The organism is Streptomyces sp. NPDC001709, assembly GCF_053596375.1.
In genome coordinates, this window is the sequence record NZ_JBSFGB010000005.1 from 209,721 (window position 1) to 227,187 (window position 17,467).

17 protein-coding genes are annotated in these 17,467 nt (G+C 71.9%); 6 read left to right on the top strand and 11 right to left on the bottom strand.

Annotated features, from left to right (window positions below; translation table 11 throughout):
• Positions 1 to 76 precede the first annotated feature (76 nt).
• The 3 genes from ACWC0C_RS09920 to ACWC0C_RS09930 all read right to left on the bottom strand — a co-directional run bounded on the left by ACWC0C_RS09920 (position 77) and on the right by ACWC0C_RS09930 (position 2,490).
• A complete protein-coding gene (locus ACWC0C_RS09920; protein WP_450862985.1) occupies positions 77 to 565 on the bottom strand; it encodes a hypothetical protein in 489 nt (162 codons plus the stop codon).
• Between the two features lie 186 nt (positions 566 to 751).
• Positions 752 to 1,573, bottom strand: a complete 822-nt coding sequence (locus ACWC0C_RS09925; RefSeq protein WP_450862987.1) for an ABC transporter permease — start codon at positions 1,571 to 1,573, stop codon at positions 752 to 754.
• Positions 1,570 to 2,490, bottom strand: coding sequence for an ABC transporter ATP-binding protein (locus ACWC0C_RS09930; RefSeq protein WP_450862988.1), 921 nt, complete (start codon positions 2,488 to 2,490; stop codon positions 1,570 to 1,572). Before ACWC0C_RS09930 ends, ACWC0C_RS09925 begins: the two co-directional genes overlap by 4 nt.
• A gap of 132 nt (positions 2,491 to 2,622) precedes the next feature.
• On the opposite strand from ACWC0C_RS09930, the gene ACWC0C_RS09935 reads away from it, so the two are divergent.
• From ACWC0C_RS09935 to ACWC0C_RS09950, 4 genes are all read left to right on the top strand, one after another.
• The gene (locus ACWC0C_RS09935; RefSeq protein ID WP_450862990.1) at positions 2,623 to 3,879 is read left to right on the top strand and encodes a sensor histidine kinase; all 1,257 of its coding nucleotides are present in this window, start codon (positions 2,623 to 2,625) and stop codon (positions 3,877 to 3,879) included.
• On the top strand, positions 3,876 to 4,538 hold the full coding sequence (locus tag ACWC0C_RS09940; RefSeq protein WP_450862992.1) for a response regulator: 663 nt from the start codon (positions 3,876 to 3,878) through the stop codon (positions 4,536 to 4,538). Before ACWC0C_RS09935 ends, ACWC0C_RS09940 begins: the two co-directional genes overlap by 4 nt.
• A gap of 111 nt (positions 4,539 to 4,649) precedes the next feature.
• Positions 4,650 to 5,564 (top strand): dioxygenase family protein, encoded by a 915-nt coding sequence (locus ACWC0C_RS09945; protein ID WP_450862993.1) that lies wholly within the window; start codon positions 4,650 to 4,652, stop codon positions 5,562 to 5,564.
• Positions 5,561 to 6,625 (top strand): maleylacetate reductase, encoded by a 1,065-nt coding sequence (locus ACWC0C_RS09950; protein ID WP_449194245.1) that lies wholly within the window; start codon positions 5,561 to 5,563, stop codon positions 6,623 to 6,625. The genes ACWC0C_RS09945 and ACWC0C_RS09950 overlap by 4 nt, the downstream gene beginning before the upstream one ends.
• A gap of 37 nt (positions 6,626 to 6,662) precedes the next feature.
• On the opposite strand, the gene ACWC0C_RS09955 is transcribed toward ACWC0C_RS09950, so the two are convergent.
• The gene (locus tag ACWC0C_RS09955) at positions 6,663 to 7,439 is read right to left on the bottom strand and encodes an AraC family transcriptional regulator (protein WP_450862995.1); all 777 of its coding nucleotides are present in this window, start codon (positions 7,437 to 7,439) and stop codon (positions 6,663 to 6,665) included.
• 84 nt (positions 7,440 to 7,523) lie between these two features.
• Here ACWC0C_RS09955 and ACWC0C_RS09960 point away from each other — a divergent pair, with 84 nt between their 5' ends.
• Positions 7,524 to 8,378 (top strand): TSUP family transporter, encoded by an 855-nt coding sequence (locus ACWC0C_RS09960; protein ID WP_450862997.1) that lies wholly within the window; start codon positions 7,524 to 7,526, stop codon positions 8,376 to 8,378.
• A gap of 13 nt (positions 8,379 to 8,391) precedes the next feature.
• On the opposite strand, the gene ACWC0C_RS09965 is transcribed toward ACWC0C_RS09960, so the two are convergent.
• From ACWC0C_RS09965 to ACWC0C_RS09995, 7 genes are all read right to left on the bottom strand, one after another.
• Positions 8,392 to 9,474 (bottom strand): fatty acid desaturase family protein, encoded by a 1,083-nt coding sequence (locus tag ACWC0C_RS09965; protein WP_450862998.1) that lies wholly within the window; start codon positions 9,472 to 9,474, stop codon positions 8,392 to 8,394.
• Positions 9,475 to 9,628: 154 nt separating this feature from the next.
• Positions 9,629 to 10,627 (bottom strand): type I glyceraldehyde-3-phosphate dehydrogenase, encoded by a 999-nt coding sequence (gap, locus tag ACWC0C_RS09970; protein ID WP_450862999.1) that lies wholly within the window; start codon positions 10,625 to 10,627, stop codon positions 9,629 to 9,631.
• 109 nt (positions 10,628 to 10,736) lie between these two features.
• Positions 10,737 to 11,693, bottom strand: a complete 957-nt coding sequence (locus tag ACWC0C_RS09975; protein WP_449194240.1) for a GlxA family transcriptional regulator — start codon at positions 11,691 to 11,693, stop codon at positions 10,737 to 10,739.
• 103 nt (positions 11,694 to 11,796) lie between these two features.
• Positions 11,797 to 13,245 carry an argininosuccinate synthase gene (gene argG, locus ACWC0C_RS09980; RefSeq protein ID WP_450863001.1) on the bottom strand — a complete coding sequence of 483 codons (1,449 nt, stop codon included), beginning with the start codon at positions 13,243 to 13,245 and terminating at the stop codon, positions 11,797 to 11,799.
• 79 nt (positions 13,246 to 13,324) lie between these two features.
• Positions 13,325 to 13,882 carry a YciI family protein gene (locus tag ACWC0C_RS09985; protein ID WP_450863002.1) on the bottom strand — a complete coding sequence of 186 codons (558 nt, stop codon included), beginning with the start codon at positions 13,880 to 13,882 and terminating at the stop codon, positions 13,325 to 13,327.
• Between the two features lie 97 nt (positions 13,883 to 13,979).
• On the bottom strand, positions 13,980 to 15,638 hold the full coding sequence (locus ACWC0C_RS09990; RefSeq protein WP_450863003.1) for a penicillin-binding transpeptidase domain-containing protein: 1,659 nt from the start codon (positions 15,636 to 15,638) through the stop codon (positions 13,980 to 13,982).
• A gap of 216 nt (positions 15,639 to 15,854) precedes the next feature.
• Entirely contained in the window at positions 15,855 to 16,421 is a 567-nt protein-coding gene (locus ACWC0C_RS09995) for a TetR/AcrR family transcriptional regulator (protein ID WP_450863005.1), read from the bottom strand.
• Between the two features lie 83 nt (positions 16,422 to 16,504).
• Between ACWC0C_RS09995 and ACWC0C_RS10000 the strand changes: the two genes are divergently transcribed.
• Positions 16,505 to 17,428, top strand: coding sequence for an SDR family oxidoreductase (locus tag ACWC0C_RS10000; protein WP_450863187.1), 924 nt, complete (start codon positions 16,505 to 16,507; stop codon positions 17,426 to 17,428).
• The last annotated feature ends 39 nt before the right edge of the window (positions 17,429 to 17,467 follow it).

Below are 17,467 nucleotides of genomic sequence, written 5' to 3' on the forward strand. Positions count from 1 at the left end.
AATCGGGCGCGAGTCGACGACGGTAGCGGTCGTGCCGTCCTTGCCCCTTGGCCATCCCCCGGCCCGGAGCCGCCGGCTAGCCCTCGGCCCGGAGCCGCCGGGTGTACGACCAGGTCACCGCCGTCAGCAGAACCGGCACCGCGAGGAGCGGGGCGTAGGCGAGGGCCCATACGATGCGCGGTGTGCCGCCCGCCAGGTACGTCCGGTTGTCCACGGTGAAGGCAGCCACCACCTGCCACAGTGCCACCAGGATCGTCACGGCCGATGCCGTCCAGGCCAGCCGTGCCAGCGCGCGGGGGTGTCGCGGTCGCCGGTCGCGGACGAGCAGCAGGGGGAACAGCGCGGCCAGCTCGGTCAGGAGCGACAGGCCGACGACGTACGCAACTCCCCACCCCGGTATGGCGTAGACGTCGCGCAGCACCTTGTCGCTGTAGCCCACGTAGATGCCGGACGCCATGGCAAGGCGCCACAGGCCCGAGGGCGCCGCGCACCAGGCGATGGCGTGGGCGGCGCGGCGCACCCGGACGGAGACGTGGGACGGAGGAGTCGTCGTAGTTCTGGCCATGGCGAACATGCTGGTCCGGGGAGGCGTGCCGGCGCCTCGTCCGCCCGGTCCGACCGTCTCCGCCGCGGGGCGGAGACGGTCGGACCCGAGGGGGGACTTGAGGCGGGCCGAGCTGCCGGATCAGGAGTAGGAACCGCGTCCGTATTCCTCCGGGTCGACCAGGAAGTCGTCCGGGCGGGTCGGCTGTCACACGTCCCGTTTCCTGACGACCAGCACTGCCACGGTGACGGCGATCAGGGGCCAGAGCCCGTATGCGATCCAGGAGCCGGAGACCGTGGCCGTGAACATGCGGGAGCCGGGATCCGGTTGCCAGTTCTGGACCAGGCGTTGCCAGGCGCTGAAGAGCATGGCGTGGCGGATGTCGGCGGACCACCGTTTGCCCTGCGAGAAGACCGTGGGCAGCATCAGCAGGGTGAAGGCGCAGGTGGCCATGGTCGCGGCGCTGTGCCGGATCAGGGTGCCGAGGCCGAGCCCGGTCAGTGCGCAGACCGGGGCCAGCAGTGCGGATGCCACGAGCGCCCTGGGCACATCCGGGTGCGTGATCGAGACTCCCGCGTGCTGTCCGTTCAGGATGGCCTGGGAGACGAGGAAGGAACCGGTGGAGACGGCCGTGCCGACGGCGGTCCACAGCGCGGCGGTGACGGTCGCCTTGGCCAGTACCACCGAGCCGCGGGCGGGGACCGCCACGGTGGTGGTGCGGATCAGGCCGCTGCTGTACTCGCTCACGATCGTGATGGCCCCGACACTGCCGGCGACGAGCATCAGCGTCATGTAACCGGCCGGCGGACAGGCGTCGAAGGGCCGGAAGTCGGCGGGCCGGTGCCCGGTCGTGGCTGCGGCAGCGAGAAGGCGGGAGTCCGCCAGTGCCGCAACGGCGGCGGAACCGATGACGAACAGGCTGGTGAGTGCGATCGTCCACCAAGTGGAGCGCAGGGACCGTGTTTTGATCCACTCGGAGGCGATCAGATCGCCGAAGCGGGCGGGCGAGGGGGCGGTGAGTGTGGTCATCGGGGCTGTCCTGCCAGGTATTCGACGCTGTCGGCGGTGAGTTCCATGAACGCCTCCTCCAGTGAGGCCGTTCTCGTGGTCAGTTCGTCGAGCGGGATCCGGTGTTCCAGGGCGAGTGCTCCGATCCGGTCCGCGGGCAGCCCGGTCACGGTGAGTTTCCCGGCGCCGGACAGTTCCATCGGCTCGACCGACGCGCCGGCGGTGGACAGGACCGCCGCCAGCTCCGCGGCCCGCGGGCTGCCCACCAGGACGCTGCCACGCGTGCTGCGGGCCGCGAAGTCCGCGAGCGACTCGGCGGCGATCAGCCGGCCCCGGCCGATGACGACGAGTTGGTCGGCGGTGCTCTCCATCTCCGACATCAGGTGGCTGGAGAGGAAGACCGTGCGTCCCTCGGCGGCCAGGCGGCGGAAGAGGCGCCGTACCCAGAGCACACCTTCCGGGTCCATGCCGTTGATCGGCTCGTCGAACATCAGCACGGGGGGATCGCCGAGCAAGGCGGCGGCGATGCCGAGCCGTTGCTTCATGCCGAGCGAGAAACCGCCGATGCGCCGCCGCGCGACCTCGGCCAGCCCGACCTCCTCCAGCACCTCCTCGACCCGGCGCGCCGGGATGCCGTTGCTGCGGGCCAGGGCGGACAGATGGGTCGCCGCGCTGCGTCCGCCGTGGACCCGGGTGGCGTCCAGGAGCGCGCCGACGTGCCGTAGACCACGCGGATGGCCACGGAAGTCGGCCTTCCCGACCGTGGCGGTGCCGCCGGTGGGCCGGTCCAGGCCGAGGATCATCCTCAAGGTGGTGGTCTTGCCCGCCCCGTTGGGGCCGAGGAAGCCGGTGACCCGGCCCGGCCGGACGGTGAAGGTCAGTTCCTCGACGGCCGTCTTGTCGCCGTAGCGCTTGGTGAGTTCGTTGACTTCGATCACGGCGACCACGGTGGCGGAGCATGCCCCGTGCGGGCATGGGGCCGTGGGCGGCAATGTGTCCGGCGCATTGGCCCACGGGTGTACGTCCCCGGGCCGATGCCGTGCGCCCGGGCGCCTGGTTAGTCTCGCGGCATGACCACGACACCGATCACCCGGCTGCCCGCACGTCCGGCGCGGCGCGACGTCCGCGCCGGAAAAGGCGTACCGGCGGTGACGCGAGCGACGGTCACGGCCTGGGCGGGGGCTCTGCTGTATGTCTTCCTGCTGCTGGTGCTGGTGACGAACGCGCCCCGGAACACAGGTTCCTTGCTCGCCGTCGGATCGCTGCCGGCGGTGAGCCTGCTCGTCGGGGTGCTGCGACGGAGGCCGCTGACGGCTCTGGTCCTGGCGCTTCTCGGTGCCACCGCCGTGGTGGTCGTCCCCGCTGACACCACCCCTGCGAGCCTGACCCTGTCCCATCAGGGCCGGTTCCTGTCGTACCTGGCAGCGGACCTCGTGCTGGGGTACATCGTCGCCACCTGCGGGCGCCGGGTCTCGGTCGTCGCCGTGTCCCTCGCCTTCATCGTGCAGTCGGTGACGATCGGCCTCTTCGCACACGGCCCGGACTTCCTGGTCGTCGACGGTGTGATCGGCCTCCTGACGATGGCGGCGTCCTGCATGTCCGGGCTGCTGGGCCGCGAGCGGCGCGAGCACGCGGTGGCACTACGCGCGCAGGAGGTGGCCGAGGCCGTCACCGCCGAACGGCTGCGGATCGCACGGGAGTTGCACGACGTCATCGCGCACAGTGTCGGCATCATCGCCATCCAGGCCGGGGTCGGCAGCCGGGTCATCCACACCCAGCCCGACGCGGCCCGCGAAGCCCTGCACGCCATCGAGACCACCAGCAGGCAGACCCTGTCCGGCCTGCGCCGCACCCTGGTGGCACTCCGTCGGGCCGAGCCGGACCCGGCGACGGGCGAACAGGCGCCGCCCGCGCCCGCGCCGGGTCTCGCGGACATCGAACGGCTGGCCGCGGCAACGGCGGACGCCGGGGTACGGGTCGAGGTGCGCATCAGCGGGGAGCGGCGGCCCCTGCCGGCCGACGTCGATCTGTCGGCCTACCGTATCGTTCAGGAGGCACTGACCAACGTGGTCCGCCATGCGGGCACCGGGCGCTGCACGGTGGGCCTCGACTATGGGAACGAGGAGCTGTCGGTGGAGGTCGTCGACGACGGGCGCGGCGTCGCCGGGGACGGCCCGGCCCACGGCTTCGGCCTCATCGGCATGCGGGAACGGGCGGCCCTGCTGCACGGCCGGTTCAGCGCCGGACCACGTCCCGAGGGCGGCTTCCGGGTGGCGGCCCGACTCCCACTGCCCGAGCCCGTCGGCAGCGGGCCGGTGACCCGATGAGGGTCCGGGTCGTCCTCGCCGACGACCAGCCGCTGGTACGGTCCGGTCTGCGGGTCCTCATGGCCGATCACCCCGACCTGGAGGTCGTCGGCGAGGCCGCCACCGGCGTGGAGGCCATCCGGCTGGCCCGGGAGAGCAGCCCCGACGTCGTGGTCATGGACATCAGGATGCCCGGCATGGACGGCATCGAGGCCACGCGCCGCATCACGGCGGCCTCCCTGCCGACCCGCGTGCTCATCCTCACCACCTTCGACGAGGACGACCACGTCTACGGCGCGCTCCGGGCCGGCGCCAGCGGCTTCGCCGTCAAGGACATGGCGCTGGACGACATCCTCACCGCGATCCGGGTGGTCGCCGCCGGCGACGCACTGATCGCGCCGAGTGTGACACGCCGTCTGATCGCGGACTTCGTCGAGCGCCGCCCGGCCGCTCCGGAGCGCTCCGCCCGCCGGGTCGAGGGCATCACCGAGCGGGAACGGGAAGTGCTGACCCTGATCGGGCGCGGGCGGTCCAACACCGAGATCGCGCAGGACCTGTGCATCACGGTGGCCACGGCCAAGTCCCACGTCTCCCGGCTGCTCACCAAGCTCGACGCCCGGGACCGGGTGCAGCTGGTGATCACCGCGTATGAGACGGGGCTGGTCACGCCGTCGGGCTGAGCAGCGTACGACGACGTCCGGTGGGCTCGGCGTCTCGGCGTTCATACTGATCCCGGTCGCGCCGCGTTGCGCCGGTCCTGCCGTAACCGCCACGCACAGGAAGCAGGAGAGATGACCGAACTTCCCCAGGAGTCCGGCACGGCCCCGCTGCCGGGGCTGTTCGAGGCGGAGCGCTCCGCGGAGATCGTCGCCGCGAGTTTCGCCGGCGCGAGCGACGAGCGGCTGAAGGAGATCCTCACCTCCCTGGTGCGGCACACCCACGCCTTCGTCAAGGACGTCGGACTCACCGCCGAGGAATGGGCGGCGGGCATCCGCTTTCTCACCGGGACCGGCCAGAAGTGCGACGACACCCGGCAGGAGTTCATCCTGCTGTCCGATGTGCTGGGTGTGTCGATGCTGGTCGAGACGCTGAACCAGCCGGCCGACGGGCAGTTCACCGAGTCGACCGTGGAGGGCCCCTTCCACCTGGTCGACTCGCCGCCGCGCGCCCTCGGCGACAGCATCGACGAGGCCGGGCAGGGCGGCGAGCCGTGCCTGGTCACCGGACGGGTCACGCACGGCGACGGCCGTCCTGTCGCGGGCGCGCGCGTCGACGTGTGGCAGGCCGACGCGGACGGCTTCTACGACGTCCAGCGGCCCGGCGAGGTCCCGGAACGGAATCTGCGCGGCCTGTTCGCCGCGGACCAGGACGGCAGGTTCTGGTTCCGTACCATCGTGCCGCGCTACTACCCCATCCCCTCCGACGGGCCGGTCGGCCGCCTGCTGAAGGCCGGCGGACGCCATCCGAACCGCGCCGCGCACATCCACGTCGAGGTCTCCGCGCCCGGCATCCGCACCCTGACCACGCACCTCTTCGTCGACGGCTCGCCGTACCTGGACTCCGACGCCGTCTTCGGCGTCAAAGAAAGCCTGGTCCGGGACTTCGCCCTGGTCGACGACCCCGCCCGGGCCGCCGCGCACGGGCTGCCCAACCCCTTCCGTCACGTCGACTTCCCCGTCACCGTCCGGCGAGGCGCACAGCCGTGACCCTTCCCCACGACGCCGGCACCGGACATGTGACCGTCCACGAGACACTGCCCTCCCGGATCCTCGTGGGCGCCGGTGCCCGTCATGCCGTCCCCGAGGAGACCGAGCGGCTCGGCTCCGGCCGGGTGCTGCTCGTCGCCACGGGTTCGGCCCGGGCGGCCGCCGGCGAACTGGCCCGGGCCCTCGGCCCCCGTCTGGCGGCGCGTTTCGACCGGCCCGTCGTGCACACCCCGGTCGCGGTCACCGAAGAGGCGCTGGAACTGCTGCGGAAGGCGGACGCCGACAGCGTGGTGGCCCTCGGGGGCGGTTCGGCCGTCGGCCTGGCCAAGGCGCTGTCGGTGCGCACCGGGCTGCCCCAGGTGGCCGTGCCCACGACCTACGCGGGCTCCGAGGTGACGCCCGTGCTGGGCGAGACGAAGGACGGCGTGAAGACGACCCGCCGCGATCCGGCCATCGCACCGGGCACCGTCGTCTACGACCCCGAGCTGACCCTCGGCATGCCGCCCGGTCTCACCCTGACCAGCGCCCTGAACGCCCTCGCCCATGCGGTGGAGGCGCTGTGGGCGCCCGACGCGAGCGCCGCGAGCGACGCCCTGGCGACCGAGGCCGCCGACGGCATCCTCACCGTGCTCCCCGAGGTGCTCACCGACCCTGCGGGCCTTGCGGGCCGCGCACGCCTCCAGCAGTCCGCCTGGCTGGCCGGTCTCTGCCTGGCCCGGACCCGCATGGGCCTGCACCACCAGCTCGCCCACGCCCTCGGCGGCACCTTCGACCTCCCGCACGCCGAGCTGCACGCGCTGCTGCTCCCGCACGTCCTCGCCTTCAACCTGCCGGCCGCGCCGAAGGCCGCCGCCCGGCTGGAGCGGATCACTGGCGGCGATCCGGTGGGGGTCGTCGGCGGCCTGGCCCACGGCCACACCGGTCCGACCACACTGCGCGCCCTCGGGGTGCCGCGCGAGGGGCTGCGGGCCGTCGCCGAGCGGGTCGCGGCCCGGCCGTACCCCAACCCTCGTACGCCGGAGGTGGCGGCGGTGACACGGCTGTTGGAGGGCGCCTGGTGACCGGGTGTCCGTCTCCACGGGATGAACGGGCTTGCGGTCAGCCGACGTTGCGTTGGCCCGTGGTGAAGCGCGACGGGGGCATGCCGAAGGCGCGGGTGAAGGCGGCGGTCAGTGCGGCGGGTGAGGCATAGCCGAGACGGCCGGAGACCTCGGTGACGGACGCCGTACGCAGCAGCGGAAGGGCGGCGAGCAGACGCGCACGGGTGCGCCAGACAGCCGGGCTCTCCCCGGTCTCGGCCCGGAAACGCCGGGTGAAGGCCCGTTCGCTCAGGGCCGTCCGCGCGGCCCATGCCGTGTTGGTGACGCCGGCGTCCGGGGCGGCGAGGTACTCACGGCAGATCGCCGCCAGGTCGGGGGCGGCGGGGATCGCGACATGGAACGGGAGCGGGGTGAGTGCGGCGATCTCGTGCAGGAGAAGCGCCACGACGCAGCCCTCCCGCCCGGAGAGGCTGTAGTCGGCCTCGAACTCGACGGCGGCCAGCAGCAGTTCGCGCAGCAGTGCCGGTACGTCCACGACCGTGCAGGTGGCAGGCCACCACGGTACGGCGTCCGGTTCGATGTACAGGCTCCGGGTGCTGACCTCCAGCATGCGGACCCGGTGCCGGGTGGTGGCCGGTATCAGCACGGCTCGCTCCGGCGGGACGGTCCAGGTGCCCTCGGGGGTGTCGACGACCATGACGCCGGTGGCGCCGTAGAGGAACTGCGCGCGCCGGTGCCGGTGCCAGTCGAGCACATGGCCGGGCGGGTAGTCGGTGCCGATGGGCAGGACGGCCCGGTCGACGTGGTCGAGGCCGTCCAGGGAGACGTTCTTCACGCGGCCACTGTAGGGGCCGAGTCTCGAAGGAATGGTGCCGGGCATCGCATGCGGGAAGATCGCCGGAGCTGGTGAGGTTGCGGTGTGGATCTCTTGGCACTGCTCGGCATCGGACTCCTCACCGGGGTGACGACCGTCCTGTTCGGGTTCGGCGGCGGGTTCGTCGCGGTCCCGGTCGTGGTGTGGGCGAACGCGGCCCTCGGCGCGGACGCGATGCGGGTGGCGACGGCCACCTCGGCCCTGGTCATGCTCGTGAGCGCGGCGTTCGCCACGGCGGTCACACCCCGGCGTGTCCTCGCCGCCCTGCGGGGCGGCGGCGCGCTGCTGCTCCTGCTGGCGGCCGGCGCCGCGGCCGGTGCGCTCGCCGCCCGGCACGCCCCGGCCGGTCAGGCCCACTGGGGCTTCGTCGTCTACGTCGCTGTCACCATCGTCGATCTGCTGCTGCGCCCCGGCTTCCTCCGGCCACACGGACAGGTCGGAGAGAACCGCGGCGGACGGGTCGGAGGGAACCGCGAGCGAGCGGTCGAGGAGACCCGCAAGGCGGAGGCGGCCCGGCCGCTGCCCGCCGTCCTCGGCGCACCGATCGGCGCGGTGGCCGCCTTCCTCGGCGTGGGAGGCAGTGTGATGACCGTTCCCGCGCTACGACGCGCCGGACACCCGATGCGTCTGGCGACCGCACTGGCCAATCCCCTCACTCTCGCCATCGCCCTTCCCGCCACCGCGCTGTCCCTGAGCGGCACGGACGCTGTCGCCGCGCACGCACACCTGCACCTGGTCGGCCTGGTCGACCTCCGCGCGGCCGGGGCACTGCTCGCCGGTGCCCTGCCCGTCATCGCGGTGCTGCGGCGACGCCCGCCCCGGATCCCGGACCGCACCTACGCCTGGGCGTACCTCGCGCTGCTCGGTGTGGTGGAGGCCGCGATGCTGCTCGCGGGCTGAGTGAGACGGGCCCTCATGGCCGGGCGGCCCTGCGCTGCCGCCTGATCGGTTCTCCCACCCGGTGCATGTGGGTGAGGGCCTCGCGGTAGGACTGGATCAGGCCGGTCTCGTGGTACGGGACGCCGATCTCCGCGCAGTACTCGCGCACGATGACCTGGGCCCGCCGCAGATGAGGTGTGGGCATACTCGGGAAGAGGTGGTGCTCGATCTGGTAGTTGAGCCCTCCGAGCATGACATCCGTGAGCGGGCCACCGCGTACGTTGCGGGAGGTGAGGACCTGGCGGCGCAGGAAGTCGGGTCGTTCGTCCCCGGTGAGCGTGGGCATTCCCTTGTGGTTCGGTGCGAAGGTGCAGCCGAGGTAGACGCCGAACAGGCACTGGTGCACGGCGAGGAACGCGACCGCCTTGCCGGGCGTGAGCACCAGGAACAGTGCCGACACATAGGCCGCGAGGTGCAGGAACAGCAGGCCGCCTTCCAGCGTCCGGTGCTTCATGGACGGCGAGCGCAGCGCCCGCACGCTCGCGACGTGCAGGTTGAAGCCCTCCAGGGTCAGCAGCGGGAAGAACAGCCACGCCTGGTGGCCACCGATGAGACGGGCCAGGCCACGGCTGTCGCGGGCCTGGGCCTTGGACCACACGAGGATGTCCGGGGCGACGTCCGGGTCCAGTTCCTCGTGGTTGGGGTTGGCGTGGTGGCGGGTGTGCTTGTTCATCCACCAGCCGTAGCTCATGCCGATCCCGAGGTTGCCGAAGAGCCGACCCCAGGTCTCGCTCGGCCGGCCGCGCCGGAAGACCTGACGGTGCGCCAAGTCGTGGGCGACCAGGGCGACTTGACCGAAGACCAACGCCAGGAAGGCGGCCACGGCCAGCTGCCACCAGGTGTCTCCGAGGGTGAGGAAGGCCCCCCAGCCCGCCGCCAGCAGCGCGATGACCAGACCGAGCCGCATGGTGTAGTAGCCGGGGCGGCGCTTCAGCAGGCCCGCCTCGGCGATACGCCGGTTCAGCCGGGCGAAGTCGCTGCCGGCTCCGGAACCGGACCTGTGGGAACGGGCGTCCGGTGCTCCGGCCGCGACCGGGGCATGAGTGGAAATCGTCATGCCGTCGAGTCTCGGGATGCCCCTGCGGCCGGAACAGCCTGCCAGTCACCGGACCCGACGGGGGGCTTTCCCTACGGCACCCCAGGGTGCTGCCACCACTCCAAGCCGCTGACCTCGGTCTTCTCGGAATGCCACGCCCGCTCCCCGGCTCCGGTCAGCGCCCGGCGAGGAGTTCGAGGGTGTCGATCACGCGGTGGGAGAAGCCCCATTCGTTGTCGTACCAGGCGACCACCTTGATGTGACGGCCGTCGACGCGGGTGAGGGCCGAGTCGAAGATCGACGAGGCCGGGTTGCCGGTGATGTCGGACGACACGAGCGGGTCGTCCGAGTACTCGAGGATGCCGGCGAGCGGCCCCTGGGCGGCGGTGCGGTATGCCGCGAGCACGTCGTCGCGGGTCACGTCGCGTGCGACGGTCGTGTTGAGTTCGACGATCGAGCCCACCGGAACGGGCACGCGGATCGAGTCGCCCGACAGCTTGCCGTCGAGGTTGGGCAGCACGAGACCGATCGCCTTCGCCGCGCCCGTCGTGGTCGGCACGATGTTGACGGCGGCGGCGCGGGCACGGCGGGCGTCACGGTGCGGACCGTCCTGCAGGTTCTGCTCCTGGGTGTAGGCGTGCACCGTCGTCATGAAACCGTGCTCGATCCCGGCGAGTTCGTCCAGCACGGCGGCCAGCGGCGCGAGCGCATTGGTGGTGCAGGAGGCGTTCGAGACGATCGTGTGCAGGGCGGGGTCGTAGGCGTCGGTGTTGACCCCGTACGCCAGCGTGACGTCGGCGCCGTCGGACGGCGCGCTGACGAGCACCTTCCTCGCCCCGGCGGCGAGGTGTGCCCGTGCGGCCTTCGCCGACGTGAAGCGGCCGGTCGCCTCCAGGACGATGTCCACGTCGAGTGCGGCCCACGGCAGTTGGGCCGGTTCGCGCTCGGCGAGGACCTTGATGCGCCGGCCGTCGACGACGAGGGTGTCCCCGTCGACGGTCACGGGGCGGCCGAGCCGGCCTGCTGTGGTGTCGTAGGCGAGCAGCCGGGCGAGGGTGGCGGGCTCCGTGAGGTCGTTCACGGCGACGACCTCAAGGGCGCTGTCGCGTTCGAGGAGTGCGCGCAGCACATTGCGTCCGATGCGGCCAAACCCGTTGATGGCTATGCGAGTCATGCGTGGTGTCCCTTCGAGTCCCTCGGTTCCCCACCAGCGTCGCGTGCCGCGTCCGCTCATGGCCGTGTCGAGAGCGCCACGGTTCGCAAGGATCGCGCCAGCGGGCCGGCTACTCGCCCTGGGTGAAGGTGCGCCGGTATTCGCTCGGGGTGGTGCCGAGGATCCGCTGGAAGTGGGTGCGCAGGTTCGTGCCGGTGCCGAGACCGACGTCGGCGGCGATCTGCTCGATGCTGCGCTCCGAGCGTTCGAGCAGCTCCCTGGCCAGGTCGATGCGGGCGCGCATCACCCACTGCATGGGCGTGTACCCGGTGTCCTCGACGAAGCGCCGGGAGAGCGTGCGCGGCGAGACCGCGGCGTGCCGGGCGAGCACGGTGAGGGTGAGGGGCTCGCCGAGGCGGCGCAACGCCCACTCGCGGGTCGCGGCGAACCGCTCGCCGAGCGGCTCGGGCACGCTGCGCGGCACGTACTGGGCCTGGCCCCCGCTGCGGTAGGGGGCGGCCACCAGGCGCCGCGCCGCGTGGTTCGACACGGCCACCCCGAGGTCCTTGCGCAGGATGTGCAGGCACAGATCGATGCCGGAGGCGGCGCCGGCCGATGTCAGTACGCTGCCCTCGTCGACGAAGAGCACGTTCTCGTCGACCCGGACGAGCGGGTGCTTCTCCGCGAGGGCCCGCGCGTAGTGCCAGTGCGTCGTCGCGCGCTTGCCGTCGAGCAGGCCCGTGGCCGCGAGCGCGAAGGCTCCCGTCGAGATGGCGGCGAGCCGTGTGCCCCGGGCGTGGGCGGCGAGCAGCGCGTCGACGACGGCTCGCGGCGGGTCCTCGCGGTCGGGGAACCGGTATCCGGGGATGAAGACGATGTCGGCCCACGCGAGCGCGTCGAGGCCGTGGGCGACGTGGTACGACAGCCCGTCCCCGCCCGTGACGAGCCCGGGCGCCGCCCCGCAGACCCGCACCTCGTACGGCATGCTCGCCCGCGTGGTGAACACCTGCGCGGGAATCCCGACGTCCAGCGGCTTCGCACCTTCGAGCACGAGGACGGCGACGTGTTGCGGGCGGGGGGACGGCACGGGACTCAGGGTACGAGCCGGCCCGGGCACCGTACGACGACGGGCCCCGCCGGTGGGAACCGACGGGGCCCGCTGCCCAAGGGGGTACGGCCGGTGACCGGGGTCAGTCCGTGCCGGACTCCATCGCGGCGCGGTCCAGCAGCTCGTCCTCCTCCGAGACCTCGCCGCGGGAGGCGATCGCCTCGGCGCCGCCGGAGGGCATGGCGCCGATCAGACCGGTGGAGGCGGCCTGGGCGGCGCCGATCAGGGCCGGGTGCTCGGTGCCGACCATGCCGAGGCCCGCGTACTGCTCGAGGCGCGCACGGGAGTCGGCGATGTCGAGGTTGCGCATGGTGAGCTGGCCGATGCGGTCCGACGGGCCGAAGGCGGAGTCCTCGGTCCGCTCCATGGACAGCTTGTCCGGGTGGTAGCTGAACGCCGGGCCCGTGGTGTCGAGGATCGAGTAGTCCTCACCGCGCCGCAGCCGCAGCGTCACCTCGCCGGTGACCGCCGCGCCGACCCAGCGCTGCAGCGACTCGCGGATCATCAGCGCCTGCGGGTCCAGCCAGCGGCCCTCGTACATGAGCCGGCCGAGCTTGCGGCCCTCGTTGTGGTACTGGGCGAGGGTGTCCTCGTTGTGGATCGCGTTGACCAGGCGCTCGTACGCGGCGTGCAGCAGCGCCATGCCGGGCGCCTCGTAGATGCCGCGGCTCTTGGCCTCGATGATCCGGTTCTCGATCTGGTCGGACATGCCGAGGCCGTGCCGGCCTCCGATGGCGTTCGCCTCCATGACCAGCTCGACCGGCGAGGCGAACTCCTTGCCGTTGATCGTCACCGGGCGGCCCTGGTCGAAGCCGACCGTCACGTCCTCGGCGGGGATCTCGACCGTGGGGTCCCAGAACCGCACGCCCATGATCGGCTCGACGGTCTCCACGCCGGTGTCCAGGTGCTCCAGGGTCTTGGCCTCGTGGGTGGCGCCCCAGATGTTGGCGTCGGTCGAGTACGCCTTCTCGGTGCTGTCGCGGTACGGCAGCCCGTGCACGAGCAGCCACTCGGACATCTCCTTGCGGCCGCCCAGCTCGGTCACGAAGTCGGAGTCCAGCCAGGGCTTGTAGATCCGCAGGTGCGGGTTGGCGAGCAGGCCGTAGCGGTAGAACCGCTCGATGTCGTTGCCCTTGAAGGTGGAGCCGTCGCCCCAGATCTGCACGTCGTCCTCGAGCATCGCTCGGACCAGGAGGGTGCCGGTGACGGCGCGGCCGATGGGCGTGGTGTTGAAGTAGGCACGCCCGCCCGAACGGATGTGGAACGCACCGCAGGCGAGCGCGGCAAGACCCTCCTCGACCAGGGCCGCGCGGCAGTCGACCAGGCGCGAGATCTCGGCACCGTAGGTCGCCGCACGGCCCGGCACCGAGGCGATGTCGGGTTCGTCGTACTGGCCGATGTCGGCGGTGTAGGTACACGGGACGGCGCCCTTGTCGCGCATCCACGCGACGGCGACCGACGTGTCGAGGCCGCCGGAGAAGGCGATGCCGACGCGCTCGCCGACCGGAAGGGAAGTGAGGACCTTGGACATAGGAAGAGTATGCATCATTCTGTATGGCCATGCATAGCCTGAGTCCATAGCCGCCCCACATCTGTCTGTGCAGCTAGCCTTACCGACGGCCGCCGAACGTCCAGGCGTGGACCTCGATGTCCGCGTAACGCCCCGGAGCCAGGACGGCTCGCGCCGTGTCCGGGTCCGGCGCCCGGAGCAGTGCGGCCGTGCCGAGCCAGGTGGTGCCGTCGTCGGACAGCAGCGGTCCGTACGCGATCAGCTCGTCCCGGTCCGGCGGCGGTATGTCGAGGCCGGCCTCGGCCCGCCGCGCGGTGCCGAGGCCGAGCACCAGGTACCGGTTGCCACCGGCCCGGCCACCGGGGAAGTCCCACATGGTCCGTCCCAGCACGTTGCGCCACCGGCGCAGCAGCACATCCCGGTACACGCCGGCCTGGTAGTTGGGTTCGTCGAAGGCGAAGGCCCTCGCGGCCGCGGAGTCCGGCAGGTCGAGGATGTGCACACTGCCGGTGGGCGTCTCCTCGTCGGCGGTCAGGGTCGGGCCGCGGGCGATCATCTCCTTGGCGTACTGGTCCATGTAGGACCAGTGCCGTTCCAGCAGCTCGTCACGGAGGGGCAGGGAGCCGGGCCGGTCGCGGTGGTAGCAGAAGAACTCCATGGCCCCAGACCCTCCCCAACCGCAGGGCGGTGCTTCAACTGCTTTTGCCGACCGGTGGCCCGCCCCCAAGTGCCGGGCGGGCCAGGACCGTTGGGGATCAGCTGCCGGTCAGCAGCTGTCGTACGACATAGCCCGCGGAGTCCACGCCCGAGCTGCCGCCCTCGACGAGCGCAGCGACGGAGATACGGGAGTCGTAGGCGGTCAGCCAGCCGTTGGTGTGGTCCCCCTCCTCCGCGGTGCCGGTCTTGGCGCCGACGCCCGCCAGTCCGCCCAGTCGCGGAGCCGCCGTGCCGCTGGTGGCGACGTTGCGCATCATCGACTGCAGATAGCCGGCCGTACGGGCGGAGATGGGCCGGGCCGCGGTCTGCTGGTGCTGTTCCGCCAGGATGACCGGCTGCTTGAAACCGGCGTTGCGGACGGTGGCCGCCACGGACGCCATGAACAGCGGCGTGGCGGTGACCTTGCCCTGTCCGATGAACTGGGCCGCTTGGTCGCCGCCCTGGACGTCCGGCGGGATGCTGGGGTCGGTGGTGGCGACCCCGCCGCCGATGGACCAGCTGCCCATGCCGAAGACGTTCACCGCCTCGTCGTTCAGGGCGGAGGCGTCGCCGTCGTGCACCAGGTTGTGGAAACCGTCCTTGATGAAGGAGGTGTTGCACGAGACGGTGAACGCCTGGGCGAGGGAGGAGCCGGGGTTGGCCCGTACGCCGGAGTCGTTGTGGAACAGCTGGCTGTTGGCCGTCAGCGAGTCCGTGCACGGCGCCGGACTGTTCGGGGTGAGGCCCGCCTTGTCGAAGAGGGCCGCCGAAGTGATGATCTTCATCGTGGAGCCGGGCGACTTGATGCCGTTGATGGCGATGTCGCCGTCGTCGCCCGTGTGGGCGATCGCGAGGATGTGCCCGCTGCGCCAGTCGAGCGCCACGGTCCCGGCGGGCTTCTGCTGGAGATGGGCGTTCTTCACCGCGCGCTCGGCCACCGCCTGGAGACCGGCGTCGATGGTGGTCCTGACGACCGCGGGGCGCCCCTTCACGAAGGTTTTCAGCGTCTTCACGCCCGCTCCCCCGTCGTCGACCACGGCCACGCCCGTTCCGGGGCTCCCGCCGGTGGCCTTCGCGTTCTTGCCGATCGTCGTCGCGATGTCCCGCAGCGACGCGAAGCGGGAGAGGTCGGTCTTGCCGTCGCTCGCGACGACCTTGGCACCGCCGGACCCGGCCGGCAGCTTGCCCGCGGTCAGCGACTGGCCTTCACCGAGGCCCGGATACAGCACCGAGTTGTTCCAGTGGACCGCGAGCCCACCGTTGGTGCTCTTCCGCACCGCGACCGCACCCGGGTAGCTCCAGGTGCCGCCCGCGACCTGTGCGGTGACGTCGAAGGTGATCTTCGTGGCTCCCGCCGTCACCGACGAGGGCCCTGCGGACAGGACGTGATCGAACGACAGCTTCTTCAGGTGCAGTCCGTCGGCGTAGCCCCGCAGCGCCTGCGCGGCGGTGTCCGGTACGTCGGTATAGCCGGCCGCGCCGTCCAGGTGCCGCTGGGACCAGTCGTCCAGGAACGCGCGGGTCAGCTTCAGCGCCTCGGCGTCCGACGGGGGCGTGCTCGCCACCGCCGAGGGGTCGAAACCGCGCCCGTCCTGGGAATTGCCGTCACCCGCGGACCCGGAGGCCAGACTGTGCAGGATGTTGTAGGTACCGATTCCCCCAAGAGCGAGCAGCGCGGTGCAGGTACCGGCGAGGCCGATCTTCACAGCTCTGTTCATACGCGGGATCGTATGTACGTTCCATGGATATACGTGCAGGTCTTCGGTAGATCGTTATCGGAACGTCAAGCAGAGGCAAGGGGCGGGCGGGCGAGCCGCTCAGGGGCCGGAGGTTCTCGTCCGCTCCGGCTCCCGGCCCGGCCTCGTCATCGCCCCGGTCGGCATCCCCGATGCCCGGCCCGGCATGGGGCCTGCCGTAAGCGCCCGCGGGTGAGGCTAGGCGCCCGAGGTCATCGCCTTGAGTTCGGTCAGCGACTCCCGGGTCAGCTGCCGCAGCGTGCGGTCCTCGTCCGGTGCGATCCAGCGCTCGAAGGCGATCTTGAAGACGGCGACCGCCGCCTCGGCGGCCAGGCTCGCCGCCGGCTCCGCGACGCCGCGGCCGCGCAGGGTCTCGGCGAGCGCGGACGCCATCGAGGCGAGCTTGATCAGTTCGCGCTCCTGGAGTTCCGCGTTCGCCGTGATCACGGCATGCCGCCGGCGCGCGTGTTCACGCCGGTCGGCGAACTCCTCGGCGACGACGTCGAGTCCGGCCGACAGCGCGTCGAGCGGTGCCGCGGACTGCGGAGCCGCGGCGACCGTCCGCACGATCAGCTCCTGCAAGTCGCCGGCGCCGGCGAAGAGCACCTCGCGCTTGTCGGCGTAGTGCCGGAAGAAGGTCCGCTCCGTGAGCCCGGCGCTCTTCGCGATCTCCGCCACGGTGGTCTGCTCGTACCCGCGCTCGGCGTAGAGGTCCAGTGCGGCTTGCGCCAGGCGTCCGCGCGCGTCCGGCTCCCATCTTCCCATGCCGAGATCTTACGTGATGACAGGGACTGACATCAGGTGTAGCGTCTATGACAGTCACTGACATCGAATGTCTGGGGTCTCCCATGCGCATCTTCGTCACCGGCGCCTCCGGCTGGATCGGATCCGCCGTCGTACCCGAGCTCATCGAGGCGGGACACCAGGTCGTCGGGCTCGCCCGCTCCGATGCCTCCGCCGCCGCGCTCACCGAGGCGGGCGCCGAGGTCGTCCGCGGCACCGTCGACGACCTCGACGTCCTGCGGGACGCGGCCGCCGCGTCGGACGGGGTGATCCACCTCGCCTTCAAGCACGACATCGCCTTCAGCGGTGATTTCAAGGGCGCGGCAGAGGCCGACCGCCGAGCCGTCGACGTCATCGGCGAGGCGCTCGCCGGCAGCGACCGGCCCTTCGTCCTCGCCTCCGGCCTGGCGGGCCTCACGCCCGGCCGGGCGGCGACCGAGCGGGACATGCCGACGCCCGACGACTCGCCGGTCTCGATCCGCGCGACCACCGCACAGGAGGTGCTCGCATTCGCGTCGCGCGGCATCCGCTCCTCGGTGGTGCGGCTCTCGCCGACCTGCCATGGCGACGGAGACAGCGGGTTCATGGCGATGCTGGTCGCCACCGCCCGCGACAAGGGGGTCTCCGGCTACATCGGCGACGGCGCCAACCGCTGGCCGGCCGTCCACCGCCTGGATGCCGCGCGCCTGTTCCGCCTGGCGGTCGAGCAGGCCCCGGCCGGATCGGTGCTGCACGGGATCGCGGAGGAGGGCATCGCGATCCGTGACGTCGCCGAGGTGATCGGCCGGCATCTCGACGTGCCGGTGGTCAGCGTGGCGCCCGAGGCCGCGGCCGGGCACTTCGGCTGGCTGGCCGGCTTCCTCGGCATGGACCTCCCGGCGTCGAGCACCCTGACCCGCGAACTGCTGGGCTGGCAGCCGGCCCACCCGGATCTCCTCGAAGACCTCGGCAAGGGGCACTACTTCACCACCCCTGCCGCCGGCGCCTGACGGGACGCCCGGCTGGAGGCCCGATGCGCACAGGCACCC